The organism is Lutibacter oricola, from assembly GCF_900106565.1.
In the GTDB taxonomy this organism is placed as follows: domain Bacteria; phylum Bacteroidota; class Bacteroidia; order Flavobacteriales; family Flavobacteriaceae; genus Lutibacter; species Lutibacter oricola.
Genome location: NZ_FNNJ01000002.1, coordinates 450,645 through 469,051 on the forward strand (window position 1 = coordinate 450,645; position 18,407 = coordinate 469,051).

Below are 18,407 nucleotides of genomic sequence, written 5' to 3' on the forward strand. Positions count from 1 at the left end.
TTTAATTTAAAATCCAATAAATAGCGGCTTCTTTGTAAGAAAATGTTTTGGTTTTATAACCTTTATCTTTTTGTTCAACTAACATAGAGTAAACTGTTTTTATAGGAGAGTTTGTAATGTATGCTATTTTTTTATTTCCAAATAGAGATAAGTTATTTTTGTAAAATTGAGATACACCAACAGATTCCTCAATTGTCATTTTAATAACACCTTTTCTTAAATCTACAATTATTCCCTGAAAATTTTCAGGGATTATTTTTTTTGAAATTATTTCTTTCCAAGAATTAACAACATCTTCTAAATAAATATCTCCATGGTAAGATTTGATGAAGATTTTATTTTTTGAATTATAAGTACATTTTATGGTGTTGTTCATTATTTATAGCTTTTACTAATAAATGGAGTTTCTTTAAAACCTGTTATTTGATTAATTAACACGGTAGAAGTAAAGAAATAATTGCAAAGTAAGTTAGCAAATTTTGGTAATAGTTCATTAACTTCTTTTTGCTCTTCATTATGTATTCTAACCATTAAACGAATCGCTTTTTTACACATAGACGAACATTTATTTAAAACACCAACTGGATTTACTCCGCCTGGTAATACAAATCCTGAAATAGATTTTTCTGTAATTGTTTTAAAACGTCTATAGTTTGTAAGTAGTTTATTATGGTCTTCTTCGGTAATGGCTAATTTACCTCTAATTGATCCGTTTAAGTGAAAACAAAGTGGTAAAATCCAATTTAATTCAGTTTCTAGTTTTTGCAGCTCAGAACTATCAGGATATTGTTGCCTTAAAACACCTAAATCGTTAATAGCCCAACCAACCATTCTTGTTAAGTCATCTGTTAATATTTCATAATCGCATAACAAAGAATCTTCATAAATATATGGATAACAAAGCTCGTCTATATTAGATTTTGGTCTTAGTTTTTTCATTATTAATTCAATTTTTTATAAAATGTTAATTTATAATTAGGTAATAATTCTGGATGCGTAATTTTAATAATATCTTTTAGTACTAAATCTGGTCTAACTGGAGATAATTCAAAATACCAAATACCACCAGTTTCTCCTTTTGTATTATTGTAAGAATAAATTTTATTGTTTTTAAAAGCATCCATTTTTGAAGAAATAAAATTGCTTTGTTTTAAATCGTTTGTTGTAGCGTGCATTCCTGGTGAAAACCAATATTCTGCATTTTGCCCTTTGTCAAAAACATTTTCTACGTTTAATGATAAACTACCAGAACCTTGGCTATCTTTCCATAAATAATCGGTGTTTGCATCTTTTAAAAAAGTAGCTTCAAAACTATTACCTGCTGGCATATACCAAACATCTCTATATAAACCACCACAAACAACAGTAGGTTTGTTTTTAGAATTTTTTGCAATTGCTTTAGCTTCTAAATAGTTTTTTTCAATATTCGAAAACACACTGTCTGCCTTTATCTCTTTATCAAATAAAATTCCAAATACTTTAATCCATTCAGCTCTTCCTAACGGAGTTTCTTCAAGCCAAGCACCGTTAAATACAACAGGAATCCCAATTTTTTCTATAGTAGCAAACATTTTGTTATTTGCGTTTACAGAGAATCCCATAACAATATCTGGATTTAAGTCTAACAAATTTTCGGTGCTAATATGATCAGGATGTCCTAATTCTTGAACAGCTTTTTGAGCTATTAATTTTCTAGTTTTTTTTGATGAAATAAATGTGGTGTTAGGAAACCCTACCAATTTATTTTCGACATTTAACATTTCTAAATTAGGAATGTGTGTTGTACTAGTAACCACAATAGATTTTAAAGGAGTTTGAATTTCATTAAGTTTTGAAGGTTTTTCTGAAATAATACTGTACACAGTTTCTCCAGTTGCACCAGGGTAAGGTGATTTTATAATTAATTTTGTTTCGGAATCCGTTTTAACAATATCAAATCCTTTAGCATATTTAATGCTTGAAGTAGATTTTTCTTCAACTTTTTTTGAATCTTTTGTATTGCAAGAAATTGTAAAAAGAATTATTGAAATGATTAATAAAGCACTTTTAAAAATATTCATGTTCTTAATTTTAAAGTAGGGTAAAGTTATTATTTTGTTTTTTTAATTTAAATACTTGGCCATATTCAACCGTTATATCAAAAGAATCTTTTAAATGAATATTGTTAAGTTTTGCCAGAATACTTCTAATTACACCAGCGTGTGTAGTAATTATTAGTTGTTTTACAGAAGTTGAAGTAATTTCAGTAAAAACTTCAAAAGCTCTTTTTGCTAAATCAATATATGCTTCACCATTTGGAGTAACTTCAGTAACAAAATTGTTCATCCAAATAGAACCTACTGGCTCTGGTAACTCATCCCATTTTAACAATTCCCAATCTCCAAAGTTTAACTCCATTAGCCTATTATCTGTTATAATGTTTTCAGAAAATTGATTTGCTAATTTTACACAACGCTTTAAAGGACTTGAATAAACAACTGTTTCCTTGTTAAAGTTTATTGATTTTCTAATTCTAGAAACTTCTTCTTCAAAAGTAGCTGCTACATCCAAATCTGCTTGACCGTAACAAATTCCTTTGTCAACTTTAGGTGTTGTATGTCTAACTAAATAAATTTCCATAAAACTAAAAGACTTAGATAAAATACAACTTCAGTTACTTGTTGGGTTGCACCAGCGCAATCTCCAGTTTGACCACCAATCCATTTTTTAAAAAATCTACCTAATAAAAGCATTGCAATAAACGTAGGAATTAATGCTAAAAATACCCAATACGAATTGTAAAAAAATAAAGGAATTACACCAAAAACACCATTATAAACTACTATTGAAAATTTTTGAGCGTGCCCCATTGGTTTTGCTTTACTAGTAATATCGTCTCGTACATATGGATATAAATAGAGTAAAATAGAAGTAATAAATCTACTTACGCTATGTCCAGCAATTAACGTAATTAGCAGTTGGTGAGGTTGGTAATGTAATCCAGTAAACTTAAAAACTAACATTCCAACTAAGCCAACGGTACCATAAGTTCCAAGCCTAGAGTCTTTCATTATAGTTAGAATTTTATCTTTAGTCCAACCACCGCCAAAACCATCGCAAACATCGGCAAAGCCATCTTCATGAAAAGCTCCAGTTAACCAAATAGTAAATATCATACTAAAAAGGAGTGCTATTGTTTGAGGAAATATAAATAAAGATACCCAAAATATAAAGGCAGCTAATCCTCCTACAATTATTCCTACTAATGAGAAGTAGCGTGTGCTTTTATTTAGTATTTCAGGAGAATGATCTATCCATTTTGGACAAGGAATTCTCGTAAAAAACATTATAGCTGTAAAGAATATGTCTAACTCTTTTTTCATTACAATTAATCAGCAGGGTTAACAACACCAGCGCTTTCGAAACTAGCCATTTGGTTTATAAAAATTGCTGCAGACTGAATGATTGGGTAAGCAATAGCTGCTCCAGTTCCTTCACCTAAACGCAAACCTAAATGTAAAATTGGAGTTGCATTTAAAAAGTTTAGCATTTTTATATGTCCTTGTTCGTTAGATACATGTCCAAATAAACAATAATCCAATACATTTTTATTAATTGCTTGAGCCACCAATAAAGAGGATGTTGCAATAAAACCATCTATAATTAAAGTCATTTTTAATTCAGCAGCTTTTAGCATAGCACCAGTCATCATAGCAACTTCAAATCCACCAAAATTTTGAAGGTTTACTAGTGGGTTTTCGCTAACACCATGAAATTTATAAACGTTTGTTAAAATTTCAATTTTATTAGCCAAACCTTTATCTGTTAAACCAGCACCAACACCAATACAAGTTTCAATAGAAAGCTTTGTAATGGCGCTCATTAAAAGCGAAGCAGAAGAAGTGTTTCCAATTCCCATTTCACCAAAAGAAATAATATTACTGCCATTTTTATGTTTTTGCGTAACAATTTCTCCAGCTACTTCAAATGCTTTTTCACACTGTTCTTTTGTCATTGCAGGTTCTAAAGAATAATCTTTTGTACCATAATCAATTTTAGCGTTTATTAGTTCTTTATGAACTTCAAAATCGTAATTAACACCAGCATCTACAACACTTAAATCGAAACCATGTTGTTTGCAAAAAACATTAATTCCTGCACCACCTTCTAAAAAATTAATAACCATTTGTGGTGTAACTTCTTGCGGGCAAGAACTAACAGGATGATTATTTACAATACCGTGATCGCCAGCAAAAACAAGCATTGTTGGTTTGTTTAATTTTGGAGTCAACGTATTTTGAATTAAACATAACTTTTCGGCGATAGTTTCGAGAGTACCTAATGAGCCTAATGGTTTAGTTTTGTTGTTTATTTTATGTTTAATTTCTTTACTAAATTCTTTGTTAGTAGGGGTAATGTTAAATTTTTTCATAAGTAAATTTTATTTTAAAATAAGTGGCATTCCTGAAACCATAAAAATGGCTTTATCTGCTTTTTTTGCAATACGTTGGTTTGTCCAACCTTGTAATTCTGTAAATTTTCGTGCTATATGTGTTTGCGCGTGAACGCCCATTCCAATTTCATTAGAAATTATAATAATTTCACTATTTAATTTAGAAAGGTTTTCAATTTCATTGTTAGCAAATTCTAAAGCTTTTTCAACATTATTATCAAAATCTATATATAAATTTGTAAGCCACAGCGTAACACAATCAATTACAATAACGGAATTTTCTGGAATTACTGTAGAAATTTTTGTTTCTTCTTCAATTGTTGTCCAACGCTCATCTCTATCATTTTTATGACGCTCTACACGCTTTTCAAAATCTTTATCCCAAATTCTAGAAGTTGCTAAATAATAAGGAGAGTTGCTTAAATTTTCAGCTAAACTCTGGGCATAAGAACTCTTTCCCGATCGTTCTCCACCTGTAATATAATGTATCATTAAAATAAAAATTTCAGCAAATGTAATATTTTAATGAAAATATGATACAAATTAATCTTATTTAATTATTTTTGCAGCCGATTATGGTTCTCGAATTATTTAGTACATAAAACGAGTTAAAAGGGAAGTTGGTTAAATTCCAACGCTGTTCCCGCAACTGTAAGCTTAGTCGAGTAATCGATGTTTGTTATTAAACTTAAACCACTGTTTTATAAACGGGAAGGTAAATAACAAAACGCAAGCCAGGAGACCTGCCAAAATCTAATTAATTAAAACTTTCGGGAGAAAGGTTATTATGATGAGATATATTTTATTCTTTTTTATTTTTATAATTACTAGCAAAAATTTTGCTCAGCAAGATAGTATTCAACAGTTGAAGGTTGTAAATCTTAATTCTGTTAAACTTCAAAAACATTCTAAAGGTTATAAAGTTTTAACTTTAAATGATTCAATTATTTTAAAAAATAAAGAATCTTTTACTTCATTATTAAGGTTTAATACGCCAATCTATATAAAAGAGTATGGTTCTGGAGGAACAAGTTCTGCAAGTTTTAGAGGTACTAGTGCATCTAATACAGCGGTAGTTTGGAATGGAATTAATATAAACTCAATAAATAACGGTCAAACTGGTTTTAACGCTTTATCTGTTAATTTAATAGACAATATTAATGTAAGAAGTGGTGGTGGAAGTATTGAATTTGGTTCTGGTGCCATTGGTGGTACAGTGCATTTAAATGATCAATTGCGTTTTGGTAACTATTCAAAAAAGCAGGTAGTTTTATCGGTTGGTAGTTTTAATACCACTAATAATTTATATAAATTTTCTATTGGAAGAGAGAATTTTTCTGCAAAATTTGGAGTTTCATATAATAAATCTGATAACGATTATAAATGGTTAGGAACTGATGGTTTAAGAAATGAAAATGGAGCTTACGAAAATTTAAGTTTTAATTTAGGTTTTGCTTACAAATTGAATGATTTTAGTAAACTAAGCATTTTTTCTTCAAAATATAACGGACATAGAAAGTTTTCAGGTGTGTTACCTAATCCTTCAGCAGCTAAAGAAAAATATAAGGATTTTAATTTTAGAAATTTAATTGAATATTCTTTTCATAAAAATGAGTTTTCACATGCGTTAAAATTTGCCTATCTAACACAAGAATATAGATATTTTGCAGATAAGAATTTTGATGCTTTTAGTTATGGAAAATCTAAAAGATATTTGTTGAAATACGACTTTAATTATAAAATTTCTACTAATTCTACCATTGAAGCTTTTTCTGAACTAGAATCTGTTTTAGGAAAAACAGATCAGATTGAAGAAAAGAATAGAAAACAATTCTCCCAGTCTATAATATTTACGCAGCAAATAGATAATATAGCTTCAATAAATGCTAAAATTCGAAAAGATTATAATTCAGATTATAAAATTCCTTTTGTTTTTGCATTTGGAGCAGAATTAAAACCTATTAAAAATACCTTTATAAGATTAAATGGATCTAAAAATTATAGAGTACCAACTTATAACGATTTGTATTGGCCAGCGTTGGGTAATTTAGATTTAATTCCTGAATCGTCTCTACAAGGTGAGTTTGGTTTAGGTTATAAAAGCAAAGATTTAAAAATAGATGTAGGCGCTTTTTATATAGAATCTAAAGATAAAATTGTTTGGACACCTGGAGGTGACCCAGAAAGACCAGGAGTTTGGACACCTATAAACATTGCAAAAACAGTTAATAAAGGTGTTGAATTTACAGCCGCTTTTAAAAAACAAATAGAAAATCACTCGTTAGATTTTAATTTGAATTATAGCTACACAATAGCAAAAGATAAAAGTACTAATAAGTTTTTGACTTATGTGCCAAAGCATTTGGTTAATTCAAGTTTTGGGTATTCCTATAAAAGAACACATATATTTTACCAACATTTATTTAATGGTGAAGTTTATACTACAACTGATAATTTAGATAGTTACAAAGTGCCATATTTTAATATTGGTAATGTAGGGTTAGATTATACTGTTTTAAAAACTGAAAACAAACAATTAGGTATAGGCTTAAAAGTAAACAATGTATTTGATAAAGAATACCAAGTTTTACCAGGTAGACCTATGCCAAATAGAAATTTTAATATAAACATAAACTATAAATTTTAAATTATGAAAATCAGTAAATTTTTACTAAGTATATTTTTACTAAGTGTATTATTAGTATCGTGTGATGATGACGATGAACCTCAATTACCTAAAGGTGATTACGAAAATGGATTAATTATTAGTGGTGAAGGTTCTGGAGCAGGTTCTGGTTCGGTTACTTTTGTTTCTGATGATTTTTCAACAGTTGAACACCAAATTTACAATAAAGTTAATACTAAAGAATTTGGAACATATTTACAATCTGTAGCTTTTGATGATGATAGAGCATTTATTGTAACAGATAATCAAAATACTATAACAGTTGTTAACAGATATACTTTTGAAGAATTAGGAACAATAGTTACAGGTTTAGCTACACCTAGATTTGTTACTGTAGTTGGAGATAAAGCGTATGCAACAAACTGGGGTACAACTGGAGCTTTTGTATCAGAAATTGATTTAAACACATACACCGTTTCAAGTACAATAAGCATTAGTACCGGTCCAGAAAGAATTATTGCTGAAAGTGGTAAATTATATGTTTCTCATAAAGGAGGTTGGGGAAGTAATAATATAATTTCAGTAATTGATATTTCTTCAAAAGCAGTTTCAGAAATCACTGTTCAAGATAAACCAGATGAAATGTTTATTGATAATTCAGGAGATTTAGTAGTTTTATCTGAAGGAGCTGTGCAATATGACGCTTCTTGGAATGTTGTTGGAAATACAATTGGTGCAATTTCAAAAATTAATACAACTACAAACACAGTAGAGACTGAAATTACTTTTTCTGAAGGTGTTCATCCAACTTTATTAGTTAGTGATGGTTCAGATTTATATTACGCTATAGGTTCTAAAGTTTATAAAATGAGTAGCTCAGCTTCTGCTTTACCTACTACAGAATTTGTTGATACATCTGCTGGTTACTTATATGGAATAGCTGTTAATAACGAAAACTTATTTACGTTAGATGCTAGTTTTACAGCTCAAAGTACTATGGATATTTATAGTTTAAGTTCTGGAACTAAAACTACTTCAGTTGCAGCGCCAATTGGAGCTTCAAAAATATATTTTAACTAATATTGTACTTGTACAATTTAGTGTGAAATCGTTATTTAAAAGCCATTATTTAGAATAATAAATAATGGCTTTTTTTATAGTAAATCTTTTACTTCATTTTTAACAAAAATAAGAGCAGCACTGGAAGGAGCTCCTTTTTCAATAACTTTTTTAATTATTGCTTCTCGTAATTCTTCGGCAGTATTTATAGTTGCATCATTGGCTACCATATTTATTAAATGAATTGTAGCGTTTTTAGCTGCAATAATTACATTCCAACATTCATCACTTACATAAATTTGTTGTGTTAAATTATGCTCTAGTTCTTGTTCTATTGTATTTACAACGCTAACTATATAGGCATTTTTATCATTATTAACAGAAGTAACTCTAATTAATAATTTTGAAGGATTCATTCGTTCTAAAAACAACGTCATACGCTCATAAGCTTGTAGCTTTTGTGGTAGAGAATGTTTTTTATTTTCTTTTAATAAAGAAATTTTTATTCTTTTTTCTTCTACACTAGTATGTTTTAAAAAGAAGAAATAAGCAATTAAACCAGTTATTATTGATGGTATTGTAAAACTAACAATAGCTATAATTTTATCTAAATACATATTAAAATAAGTTATTGGTCAAATTTATACTTTGTAATGTTAATTACATAATTTTTATATTAAGATTTCGAGAATTTTAATATTTCAAACACTACTTTTGTAACAATTGTTACTTCTTGTAAAATTGTTTTCTGATAATTGTCAGTATTAAAGCAAATCAATATGTATAATTTTAAAGGAAACAAACAAGAGAATAACTTTCAAACAAACAAATTATGAAACAACTTTTAAAAATTACATTAGTACTGTTTTCAGCAGGTGTTTTTGCACAAGCTGGTCATATTATGCAAGGTGTAGGTGCCGTAAATATGTCTATGGGTGGAGCCTCAACAGCGCAACCTTTAGATATTAGTGGTGCTTTACAATGGAATCCAGCTACCATATCAACATTCGATTCTAAAATTATAGATTTTAGTATTGGAGCATTTTTCTCAGCACCAGAACTTTCCTCATCATTTGGACCGATGAGTGGTGTTACTAAAGATGATAGAGGTGTTTCTCCAATGCCTGCATTAGCAATGGTTTGGGGTAAAGAAAACAGCAAACACACTTTTGGGGCTTCTGCTTTTGGAATTAGTGGTTTTGGTGTAACATTTCCAGAAAATATGAATTACCCTCAAGATATGATGGGGAATTCAAATACAAACTTTAATCCAGCTGCAGCTGTTAACCCTATAAGTTTTCCTCAAAATGCAGGAGGTTTTGGGCACATAGAGTCTGATTATATGTTATTGCAAATTGGTTTAGCTTGGTCTTATCAAATTACAGATAATTTTTCAATTGGTTTGCAACCTACAGTAAATTATGCAAGTTTAGAGTTAGCTCCAAATCCGTTATCTTCTCCAAGTATGACGTTAGGTTACCCAGTTAGCGATAAAGCAACAGCTATTGGTTTTGGTGGTCAAATAGGTGTGTTTTATGAATCTGATGGAGGTATAAAATTAGGAGCTTCATATAAAACAGCTCAAAAGTTTAGCGATTTTGAATTTTCGAATACTTATTTAGATAATTCAGCTGCACCAGATGTAGATTTTAATATGGATTATCCTGCAATTCTTTCTTTTGGAGTTGGTTATTCAACAGATAAATTTGACTTAGCTGTTGATTTAAGAAGAGTAGATTATGAAAATACAGAAGGTTTCGAAGCAAAAGGTTGGACTCAAACAGGATCGGTAAACGGTTTTGGTTGGAATGATATTACTATTCTTTCAGTAGGTTTACAATATAAAGGAATAAAAAAATTACCGTTAAGAGTTGGTTATACACATAGTAGTAATCCTATTAGCGAAGAATTAGCGTTCTTTTCAATACCAGCAACAGCAATTATTAAAAACGCTTATCAATTTGGTGTTGGTTACGAATTTAGTGATACAATAACTATAAATGGAACGTTTCATCACGGTTCTAGCGATGGAAAAACTGAAGGAAATTTGTTAAGCCCTATGATGGCTTCTGCAACAAACCCTTACGGAGCTATTCCAGGAACCAATGTAGGTTATGAAATGACAACTGATATGGTAATGTTGGGTATATCTTATACGTTTACAAAATAATTAAGTTATAATATTAATTAAAAGCGGCTTTTTAGTCGCTTTTTTTTGTGGTTATTTGTAATTATAAATGCATACTTTTGAATTATGAATCTTCTAAAAAAATATCAAAAAGCAGTTAACTTTAGTCTTCTATTATTTTTTATTTCTGCACTTTTCGGTTTGCTAATTAGATATAATTTTACATATCCAATTTCAAAATTTTCGTATGCGAATTTTTTACAAGGACATTCGCATATCGCATTTTTAGGTTGGGGTTATTTAGTTGCTTTAGTACTTATTTTAAAAGTTTTTATTTATAAAAAAGAAGAAGTTAAAAAGTTATATTTTTATTCCATATTAATTTTAACGCTTTCAATTTTATTAATGTTAATTAGCTTTCCGTTAACTGGATATAAAAGTTTATCTATAGCGTTACTTGCAATATTTGGAATAGTATCTTATGTGCCATCAATCTCATTTTTAAGAGATTTAAAACAGAAATCATTATCCGTTAGGTTTATAAAAACAGGTGTTGTTTATTATTTAATTTCAAGTTTAGCAACTTGGTTTTTACCTTATGTTATTATTTCACATGGTAAAACAGATTTGTATTATAATACGGTTTATTTTTATCTTCATTTTTTATACAATGGCTTTTTTGTATTTGTTATTTTTGGTGTTGTTTTAGAAATTTTTAAAAACAGTTTAAAAACTATTTCAACCAAAAATAGTACTACTTTTTATTGGTTGTTGAATTTAGCCTGTATTCCAACTTATTTTTTGTCAGTTTTATGGAGTTCAGAACATATAATTTTTAATGTTTTGGGTGGCGTTGGAGGATTATTACAAGTATTATCTTTATTTTATTTAATAAAAATTTCTGTTGAAATTTTAAAATCCCACACCTTGTTAAAAGTTGAAAAAAAGTTGTTTTTGTTTGGAGTTAGTGCTTTTTGCTTTAAAATTATTGCCCAATTTTTATCATCGTTTCCATATTTTGTTGAAAAATCTATAGCTTTAAAACCATTTTTTATAATTGGCTATTTACATTTGTTTACCCTAGGTTTTATGAGTGTTTTTTTACTATTAATTTTGAGTAGAATAAGCCTGTTAAACTTAAAATTGAAGTTGGGTATATTTGGCGTTTATTTATTGTTAATTGGTATACTTGTAACTGAGTTAGTGCTATTTACAAAAGGTTTTTCTATTCTAGTAGGTGTAAATATACTTATAAACTATACTTATTTAATGCTAGTTTTTAGTACGTTTATGGTAGTTGGCATTCTGTTAATGTTTGTAAATCAGTTTTCTATAGTCAAAAAATTGTAAAATTGTTTTGTCAATAACTTTTATTGTTTTGCAAGTTTTGTAATAGTACATTTGAAATTTAAAGAATACCTGTGGATAAATATTTAGAAAACCTTAACGAATCGCAAAGAGCGGCTGTTGTGCATAAAAATGGCCCAATGATAATTATTGCTGGTGCAGGTTCTGGTAAAACAAGAGTTTTAACCTATAGAATTGCACATTTAATGAATGGAGGCGTAGATGCTTTTAACATTTTATCGCTAACATTTACCAATAAAGCAGCTCGTGAAATGAAAGAGCGTATTGGTCAAGTAGTTGGAACAAGTGAAGCTAAAAACTTGTGGATGGGAACATTTCACTCTGTTTTTGCACGTATTTTACGTTCTGAAGGTCATAATTTAGGGTTTCCTTCAAATTTTACAATTTACGATTCTCAAGATTCAGTTCGGTTAATTGGCTCCATAATTAAGGAAATGCAATTGGATAAAGAATTGTACAAGGCAAAACAGGTTTTAAGTAGAATTTCTTCGTTTAAAAACAGTTTAATAACTGTAAAAGCATATTATAACAATCCAGATTTAATAGAGTCGGATAAAATGACACAACGCCCAAAAATGGGTGAAATTTATAACCAATATGTAGAGCGTTGTTTTAAAGCTGGCGCTATGGATTTTGATGATTTATTGTTGAGAACCAATGAGTTATTAACTCGTTTTCCTGAAGTGCTTTCTAGATATCAAGATAGGTTTAAGTATATTTTGGTTGATGAGTACCAGGATACAAACCACTCTCAATATTTGATTGTTAGGGCATTGGCAGATCGTTTTCAGAATATTTGTGTGGTAGGTGATGATTCACAAAGTATTTATGCGTTTCGTGGTGCTAATATTCAAAATATTTTAAACTTTCAGAATAATTATGACGATGTTAAAATATTTAAATTAGAACAAAATTATAGATCTTCTAACAATATTGTTGAAGCTGCGAATAGTGTTATAGAAAAAAATAAAACCAAGCTAGATAAGGAAGTTTGGACAGATAATAAAGATGGTGAGCTTGTAAAAGTAAAGCGAAATGCAACAGAGGTTAAAGAAGCTCAGTTTGTTGCCCAATCAATTTTACAACACGTAGAAGAGAATGAAATTAGTTTAAATGATGTTGCTATTTTATATAGAACAAACTCGCAAACTCGTGCAATAGAAGATGTTTTTAGGCATAGAAATTACAATATTGATTATGTAATTTACGGAGGCCTTTCCTTTTATCAACGTAAAGAAATTAAGGATGTAATATCGTATTTAAGAATCTTAATAAATCCTAATGATGAAGAGGCTTTAAAGCGAATTATTAATTATCCTGCACGTGGTATAGGTGCTACAACATTAGATAAATTATCAGTTGCTGCAAACCATTATAACAAATCAATTTTCGAGTTACTTTGCAACTTAAAAAATGTTGATTTAAACTTAAATGCTGGAACAAAAACAAAGTTGATAAACTTTGTTACTATGATTAAGCATTTTGAAATTGAAGCACAAAATAAAAATGCTTTTGAAGTAGCAGATTTTATAGTAAAACAAACTAGAATTGTTAAGGAACTAGAAAAAGATGGTACGCCCGAAGGAATTAGTAAAGTTGAAAATGTTCAAGAATTATTAAATGCCATAAAAGGATTTACCGATGAACAACAAGAAAAGAAAGAAGACGATTCGTTGGCTTTCTTTTTAGAAGATGCTGCATTGGCTTCAGATTTAGATAAAAAAGCCAAAGATGATACTCCTAAAGTATCGTTAATGACCATTCATATGTCTAAAGGATTAGAATATCCTTATGTTTATATTATTGGTTTAGAAGAAAACTTATTTCCTTCAGCAATGAGTATGAATACTCGAAGTGAATTGGAAGAGGAACGAAGGTTGTTTTACGTAGCACTTACTAGAGCAGAAACACAAGCGTATTTAAGTTATTCTCAAAATAGATACCGTTGGGGTAAATTGGTAGATTGCGAACCAAGTAGGTTTATTCAAGAAATTGATGAAAAATATTTAGAATTATTATCGCCAAGAATAGCGCCAATAGCTCAAAACAAGTTTTTAAACGAAGATATTTTTGGCAGTGTACCGCAAGATAAAATAAGGTTTAAAAAGCCAATACAGCGTCCGCCAATTAAAAAGAAACCATCGGTAAGAGCAGAATTTACCGCACCAAAAAACTTAAAGAGAGTTCCTAAAAACCCTACAGCTAATGCTGGTCCAAATTTATTTGATACCAATATAAATGTGGGCAATATTGTAGAGCATTTAAAGTTTGGTAAAGGTAAAGTTATTGGAATGGAAGGTGGAGGAGCTAATAAAAAAGCTGAAATACAATTTGCATCTGTAGGAATTAAAAAATTATTACTGCAATTTGCAAAGCTTAAAATTATAAGCTAGTTACGCATTGTAAAACCAAAATTTAAGTTGTAATTTGCCAAAATATATTGAAGAAAAGATACATGGAATATAGTTTAGAATATAACGGAGAAAGACCACATTTAATTATACCAGAATACGGTAGACACATACAAAAATTAATTGATCACTGCATTGCTTTAGAAGATATTGAAGAGCGAAATAAAATGGCGAAAGCTATTGTAGATGTAATGGGTAATTTACAACCTCATTTACGTGACGTTCCTGATTTTAAACATAAATTATGGGATCAATTATTTATTATGTCCGATTTTAAATTGGAAGTAGACTCACCTTTTGATAAGCCTTCAAAAGAGGTTTTAAGAGCAAAACCAGAACCTTTAGCTTATCCAAAAGTAGCTTCTAAATATAAATTTTACGGTCATAATATTCAAACTATGATTGATATTGCTTTAACTTGGGAAGAAGGTGAAGCACGTGAAGCACTGTACTTTACTATAGCTAACCATATGAAAAAATGTTATTTAAATTGGAATAAAGATACGGTAGATGATACAGTAATTTTTAATCATTTAATTGAACTTTCTGATGGCAAAATTAACATGTTAGATTCTGGAGAAAAACTATCAGAAATTAAAGATTTACTTCGTAAAAGAAAAACATCTAACCAAAACAATTCAAAGCATAAATCTAAGAAAAAGAAATACTAAACACCTAACTAACTAAATGTCTACATTTATTATTGAAGGAGGTCATAAGTTAAGCGGAAGCATAACACCTCAAGGAGCCAAAAATGAAGCGCTTCAAGTAATTTGCGCGGTACTTTTAACAAAAGAAGAAGTTACCATTAGTAATATTCCTGATATTATTGATGTAAATAAGCTAATTTTTATTTTAGGTGAATTAGGTGTAAAAACCAAAAAAGTAGGAAGGCATTCTTATACATTTAAGGCAGACGATTTAGATTTATTTTATTTAGAGTCAGACAAGTTTAAAAAAGATGGAAGCTCACTAAGAGGTTCTATTATGATAGTTGGGCCATTATTAGCTCGATTTGGTAAAGGATATATTCCAAGACCAGGTGGAGATAAAATTGGTCGAAGACGTTTAGATACACACTTTGAAGGTTTTATTAAACTAGGTGCTAAATTTCGTTATAATAAAGACGAAAAGTTTTACGGTGTAGAGGCAGATGAATTAACCGGTACAGATATGCTTTTAGATGAAGCTTCTGTAACTGGAACAGCCAATATTGTTATGGCTGCAGTTTTAGCCAAAGGAACCACTACAATATATAATGCGGCTTGTGAACCATATCTTCAACAATTATGTAAAATGTTGAATAAAATGGGTGCTAAAATAACAGGTGTTGGTTCTAATCTTTTAACTATTGAAGGTGTTGAAGAATTAGGAGGTTGTGAGCATAAAATACTTCCAGACATGATTGAAATTGGTAGCTGGATTGGTATGGCAGCTATGACTAAATCTTCAATTACAATTAAAGATGTTAGCTGGGACGATTTAGGAGTAATTCCTAGAGTGTTTAAAAAAATGGGAATTAATATTGAAAGACGAGGAGATGATGTTTTTGTGCCAGAACAAGAAAGTTACGAGGTTCAAAACTTTATTGACGGCTCAATATTAACAATTTCTGATGCTCCTTGGCCTGGATTTACACCAGATTTATTAAGTATTATTTTAGTAGTAGCAACTCAAGCAAGAGGTAGTGTGTTAATACATCAAAAAATGTTTGAAAGCCGCTTGTTTTTTGTAGATAAATTAATTGATATGGGAGCAAAGGTTATACTTTGCGATCCGCACAGAGCAACTGTAATAGGTATGGATCATCAATCTAGTTTAAAAGGAACTACAATGACTTCACCAGATATTAGAGCAGGTATTTCATTATTAATTGCAGCACTTTCAGCAAAAGGAAAATCTACTATTCATAATATTGAACAAATAGATAGAGGTTACGAAAATATAGATGAACGTTTAAAGGCAATTGGAGCTAAAATTACAAGAGTAGATTAGCTTAAAATTTTATTTTTAAATCTATAAATTGAATTAAAAAACCCTGTTTTCACAGGGTTTTTATATATATAAAGAATGTTTAAATCCTTCAAGAAAAAATCTTTTAATAATATTTAAATGTCATATTGGCATAAATCAAAAAATGGCAATACTTTTGCAACTTCAAATATTGAAATTTTTTTAATAAGAAATTATGAGTAAAAAGGAAGACTTACAAGACGATAAAGAGATTAACGAACAAGAAGTTAAGCAAGAGGAAACTCAGGAAATAAGCAAAGAAGAGAAGCTAACGAACGAGTTAGCTCAAGAAAAAGATAAATTTTTACGTTTATTTGCAGAGTTCGAAAATTATAAAAGAAGAACAGCGAAAGAACGTATAGAACTATTTAAAACTGCCAATGAGGAATTAATGACAGTTTTATTGCCAATTCTTGATGATTTTGACAGAGGTTTAAATGAAATTAAGAAAACTGATGACAAAGAGTTGTTAAAAGGTATGGAGTTAATTAACAGTAAACTTCGTAATATTTTAACTCAAAAAGGTTTAACGGCTGTTGAAGTAGAACAAGGTGAAGTATTTGATGTAGAGTTACACGAAGCTATTACACAAATCCCGGCACCTTCAGAAGATTTAAAAGGAAAAATAGTTGATGTTGTTGAAAGAGGGTATAAGTTAGGTGATAAAATTATCCGTTATCCAAAAGTAGTTATAGGGCAATAATTACTTAATTTCAGAATTACGAATTTTCAATTTTAATTTGATTCAATAATATTTTTGGATCATTCAATAGAATAAAATGAAACAAGATTACTACGAAATACTAGGCATTTCAAAAAGTGCAACTGGACCAGAAATTAAAAAAGCATATCGTAAGATGGCTATTAAATATCATCCAGATAAAAACCCAGATGATAAAACTGCTGAAGAAAAGTTTAAAGAAGCAGCTGAAGCGTATGAGGTTTTAAGTGATGATAACAAAAAAGCACGTTATGATCAGTATGGTCATGCAGCATTCGAAGGTGGCGCTGGAGGCGGTGGCTTCGGTGGTGGAGGAATGAATATGGATGACATATTTAGCCAATTTGGAGATATCTTTGGAGGCGGAGGCTTTGGTGGTGGTTTTGGAGGTTTTGGCGGAGGCCAATCTCGTGGAAGAGCCCGTGTAAAAGGTAGTAATTTACGTATTAGAGTTAAACTAACTTTAGAAGAAATTGCCAACGGTGTAGAGAAAAAAGTAAAAGTAAGACGTAAAGTTAAGGCGTCTGGAGTAACTTATAAAACATGTTCTACTTGTAATGGTACTGGACAGGTTATGCGTGTTACCAATACAATTTTAGGTAGAATGCAATCGGCTTCAGCTTGTCCAAGTTGTCAAGGAGCAGGTGAAACTTTAGATAAAAAACCAAAAGGAGCAGATTCTGACGGATTAATTGTTGAAGAAGAAACAGTTTCAATTAAAATACCAGCAGGTGTAACTGAAGGTGTACAGTTGAAAGTAAATGGAAAAGGAAATGCAGGACCTGGAACAAGCTCTGTAGATGGTGATTTACTTGTTGTAATTGAAGAACAACAACATGAAACTTTAAAAAGAGAAGGTACTAATTTACACTTCGATTTATATGTAAATTATTCTGAAGCAGTTTTAGGTGTAAGTAGGAATATTGACACAGTTTCGGGTAAAGTGAAAATTAAAATTGAAGCAGGTACACAATCTGGTAAAATTTTAAGATTAAGAGGTAAAGGACTTCCAAGTATTGACCATTACGGAACTGGAGATTTGTTAGTACATATAAATGTATGGACACCTCAAAGTTTAAGTAAAGATCAAAAGAAGTTTTTTGAAGCAAACTTAGAGAATGATAATTTTGAGCCTTCACCTTCAAAACATGATAAATCTTTCTTCGAAAAAGTTAAAGATATGTTTTCGTAAAAAAATGTAAATATTTTTAATAAATATTACAAAAAATTATATATTTGAAGTGTTACTAGATTTATTTAGTAACACTTTTTCTTTTTCATAGCAATTTTCCCACTCAATACATTTGAGTGGGTTTTTTTATGTAATAATTTAACGTACTTTTGCCAAATAAGTAGACCGTCTTATCGCTCATTTATGAGAGGAAAGTCCGGACACCACAGAGTAGCATAGCGGATAACATCCGTCCAGCGTAAGTTGAGGACAAGTGCAACAGAAAGCAAGTACAGTTCGGCTGTAGTGAAACCAGGTAAACTCTATGCGGTGCAATGTCACGTATATTGAAATTTTAAAGTCACTCGCTTTATTTCAAGGGGTAGGCAGCTAAAACTACTAAGTAATTTTTAGTTTAGATAAATGATAAGAGCTTCTTTGAAGTACAAAATCCGGCTTATAGGTCTACTTATTTTTT

The 18,407-nt window shown here is 29.9% G+C and carries 17 protein-coding genes, 1 other RNA gene and 1 riboswitch; of the genes, 10 read left to right on the top strand and 8 right to left on the bottom strand.

Features of this window, described 5'->3' with window-relative positions:
• Position 1: 1 nt before the first annotated feature.
• From BLU40_RS06595 to BLU40_RS06625, 7 genes are read right to left on the bottom strand one after another with little or no spacing between them, the layout of a single operon-like run.
• On the bottom strand, positions 2 to 376 hold the full coding sequence (locus BLU40_RS06595) for a hypothetical protein (RefSeq protein ID WP_090121390.1): 375 nt from the start codon (positions 374 to 376) through the stop codon (positions 2 to 4).
• Entirely contained in the window at positions 376 to 939 is a 564-nt protein-coding gene (locus BLU40_RS06600) for a hypothetical protein (RefSeq protein WP_090121392.1), read from the bottom strand. The genes BLU40_RS06595 and BLU40_RS06600 overlap by 1 nt, the downstream gene beginning before the upstream one ends.
• Positions 940 to 941: 2 nt before the next feature.
• Complete coding sequence (locus BLU40_RS06605) at positions 942 to 2,060, bottom strand: ABC transporter substrate-binding protein (RefSeq protein ID WP_090121394.1); 1,119 nt, start codon at positions 2,058 to 2,060, stop codon at positions 942 to 944.
• Between the two features lie 10 nt (positions 2,061 to 2,070).
• Positions 2,071 to 2,619 carry a histidine phosphatase family protein gene (locus BLU40_RS06610; RefSeq protein WP_090121395.1) on the bottom strand — a complete coding sequence of 183 codons (549 nt, stop codon included), beginning with the start codon at positions 2,617 to 2,619 and terminating at the stop codon, positions 2,071 to 2,073.
• Positions 2,604 to 3,362 (bottom strand): adenosylcobinamide-GDP ribazoletransferase, encoded by a 759-nt coding sequence (locus BLU40_RS06615; protein ID WP_090121397.1) that lies wholly within the window; start codon positions 3,360 to 3,362, stop codon positions 2,604 to 2,606. The genes BLU40_RS06610 and BLU40_RS06615 overlap by 16 nt, the downstream gene beginning before the upstream one ends.
• 5 nt (positions 3,363 to 3,367) lie before the next feature.
• Entirely contained in the window at positions 3,368 to 4,411 is a 1,044-nt protein-coding gene (gene cobT, locus BLU40_RS06620; RefSeq protein ID WP_090121398.1) for a nicotinate-nucleotide--dimethylbenzimidazole phosphoribosyltransferase, read from the bottom strand.
• 9 nt (positions 4,412 to 4,420) lie between these two features.
• A complete protein-coding gene (locus BLU40_RS06625) occupies positions 4,421 to 4,924 on the bottom strand; it encodes a bifunctional adenosylcobinamide kinase/adenosylcobinamide-phosphate guanylyltransferase (RefSeq protein WP_090121399.1) in 504 nt (167 codons plus the stop codon).
• Between the two features lie 67 nt (positions 4,925 to 4,991).
• Positions 4,992 to 5,197: riboswitch (cobalamin riboswitch) on the top strand.
• Positions 5,198 to 5,219: 22 nt separating this feature from the next.
• Between BLU40_RS06625 and BLU40_RS06630 the strand changes: the two genes are divergently transcribed.
• Both BLU40_RS06630 and BLU40_RS06635 read left to right on the top strand, forming a co-directional pair.
• The gene (locus tag BLU40_RS06630) at positions 5,220 to 7,079 is read left to right on the top strand and encodes a TonB-dependent receptor plug domain-containing protein (protein WP_090121401.1); all 1,860 of its coding nucleotides are present in this window, start codon (positions 5,220 to 5,222) and stop codon (positions 7,077 to 7,079) included.
• A gap of 3 nt (positions 7,080 to 7,082) precedes the next feature.
• Positions 7,083 to 8,138, top strand: a complete 1,056-nt coding sequence (locus BLU40_RS06635) for a YncE family protein (protein ID WP_090121402.1) — start codon at positions 7,083 to 7,085, stop codon at positions 8,136 to 8,138.
• Positions 8,139 to 8,212: 74 nt separating this feature from the next.
• Here the strand turns inward: BLU40_RS06635 and BLU40_RS06640 are convergent, their stop codons facing one another.
• Complete coding sequence (locus BLU40_RS06640) at positions 8,213 to 8,734, bottom strand: DUF7935 family protein (RefSeq protein ID WP_090121404.1); 522 nt, start codon at positions 8,732 to 8,734, stop codon at positions 8,213 to 8,215.
• 215 nt (positions 8,735 to 8,949) lie between these two features.
• Here BLU40_RS06640 and BLU40_RS06645 point away from each other — a divergent pair, with 215 nt between their 5' ends.
• From BLU40_RS06645 to rnpB, 8 genes are all read left to right on the top strand, one after another.
• Positions 8,950 to 10,287 (top strand): OmpP1/FadL family transporter, encoded by a 1,338-nt coding sequence (locus BLU40_RS06645; RefSeq protein WP_090121407.1) that lies wholly within the window; start codon positions 8,950 to 8,952, stop codon positions 10,285 to 10,287.
• An 84-nt stretch (positions 10,288 to 10,371) separates the two neighbouring features.
• Positions 10,372 to 11,595: a hypothetical protein gene (locus tag BLU40_RS06650; RefSeq protein WP_090121409.1), complete on the top strand. Its 1,224-nt coding sequence runs from the start codon at positions 10,372 to 10,374 to the stop codon at positions 11,593 to 11,595.
• A gap of 71 nt (positions 11,596 to 11,666) precedes the next feature.
• Complete coding sequence (locus BLU40_RS06655) at positions 11,667 to 14,006, top strand: ATP-dependent helicase (RefSeq protein ID WP_090121411.1); 2,340 nt, start codon at positions 11,667 to 11,669, stop codon at positions 14,004 to 14,006.
• 62 nt (positions 14,007 to 14,068) lie between these two features.
• Complete coding sequence (locus BLU40_RS06660) at positions 14,069 to 14,695, top strand: DUF4290 domain-containing protein (protein WP_090121412.1); 627 nt, start codon at positions 14,069 to 14,071, stop codon at positions 14,693 to 14,695.
• Positions 14,696 to 14,711: 16 nt separating this feature from the next.
• Positions 14,712 to 16,019 (top strand): UDP-N-acetylglucosamine 1-carboxyvinyltransferase, encoded by a 1,308-nt coding sequence (gene murA, locus BLU40_RS06665; protein ID WP_090121414.1) that lies wholly within the window; start codon positions 14,712 to 14,714, stop codon positions 16,017 to 16,019.
• 193 nt (positions 16,020 to 16,212) lie between these two features.
• Positions 16,213 to 16,740, top strand: coding sequence for a nucleotide exchange factor GrpE (locus tag BLU40_RS06670; protein WP_090121415.1), 528 nt, complete (start codon positions 16,213 to 16,215; stop codon positions 16,738 to 16,740).
• Between the two features lie 76 nt (positions 16,741 to 16,816).
• Positions 16,817 to 17,950, top strand: coding sequence for a molecular chaperone DnaJ (gene dnaJ / locus BLU40_RS06675; RefSeq protein WP_090121417.1), 1,134 nt, complete (start codon positions 16,817 to 16,819; stop codon positions 17,948 to 17,950).
• Positions 17,951 to 18,107: 157 nt separating this feature from the next.
• Positions 18,108 to 18,405, top strand: an RNA gene (rnpB, locus tag BLU40_RS06680) — RNase P RNA component class A.
• Positions 18,406 to 18,407 lie beyond the last annotated feature (2 nt).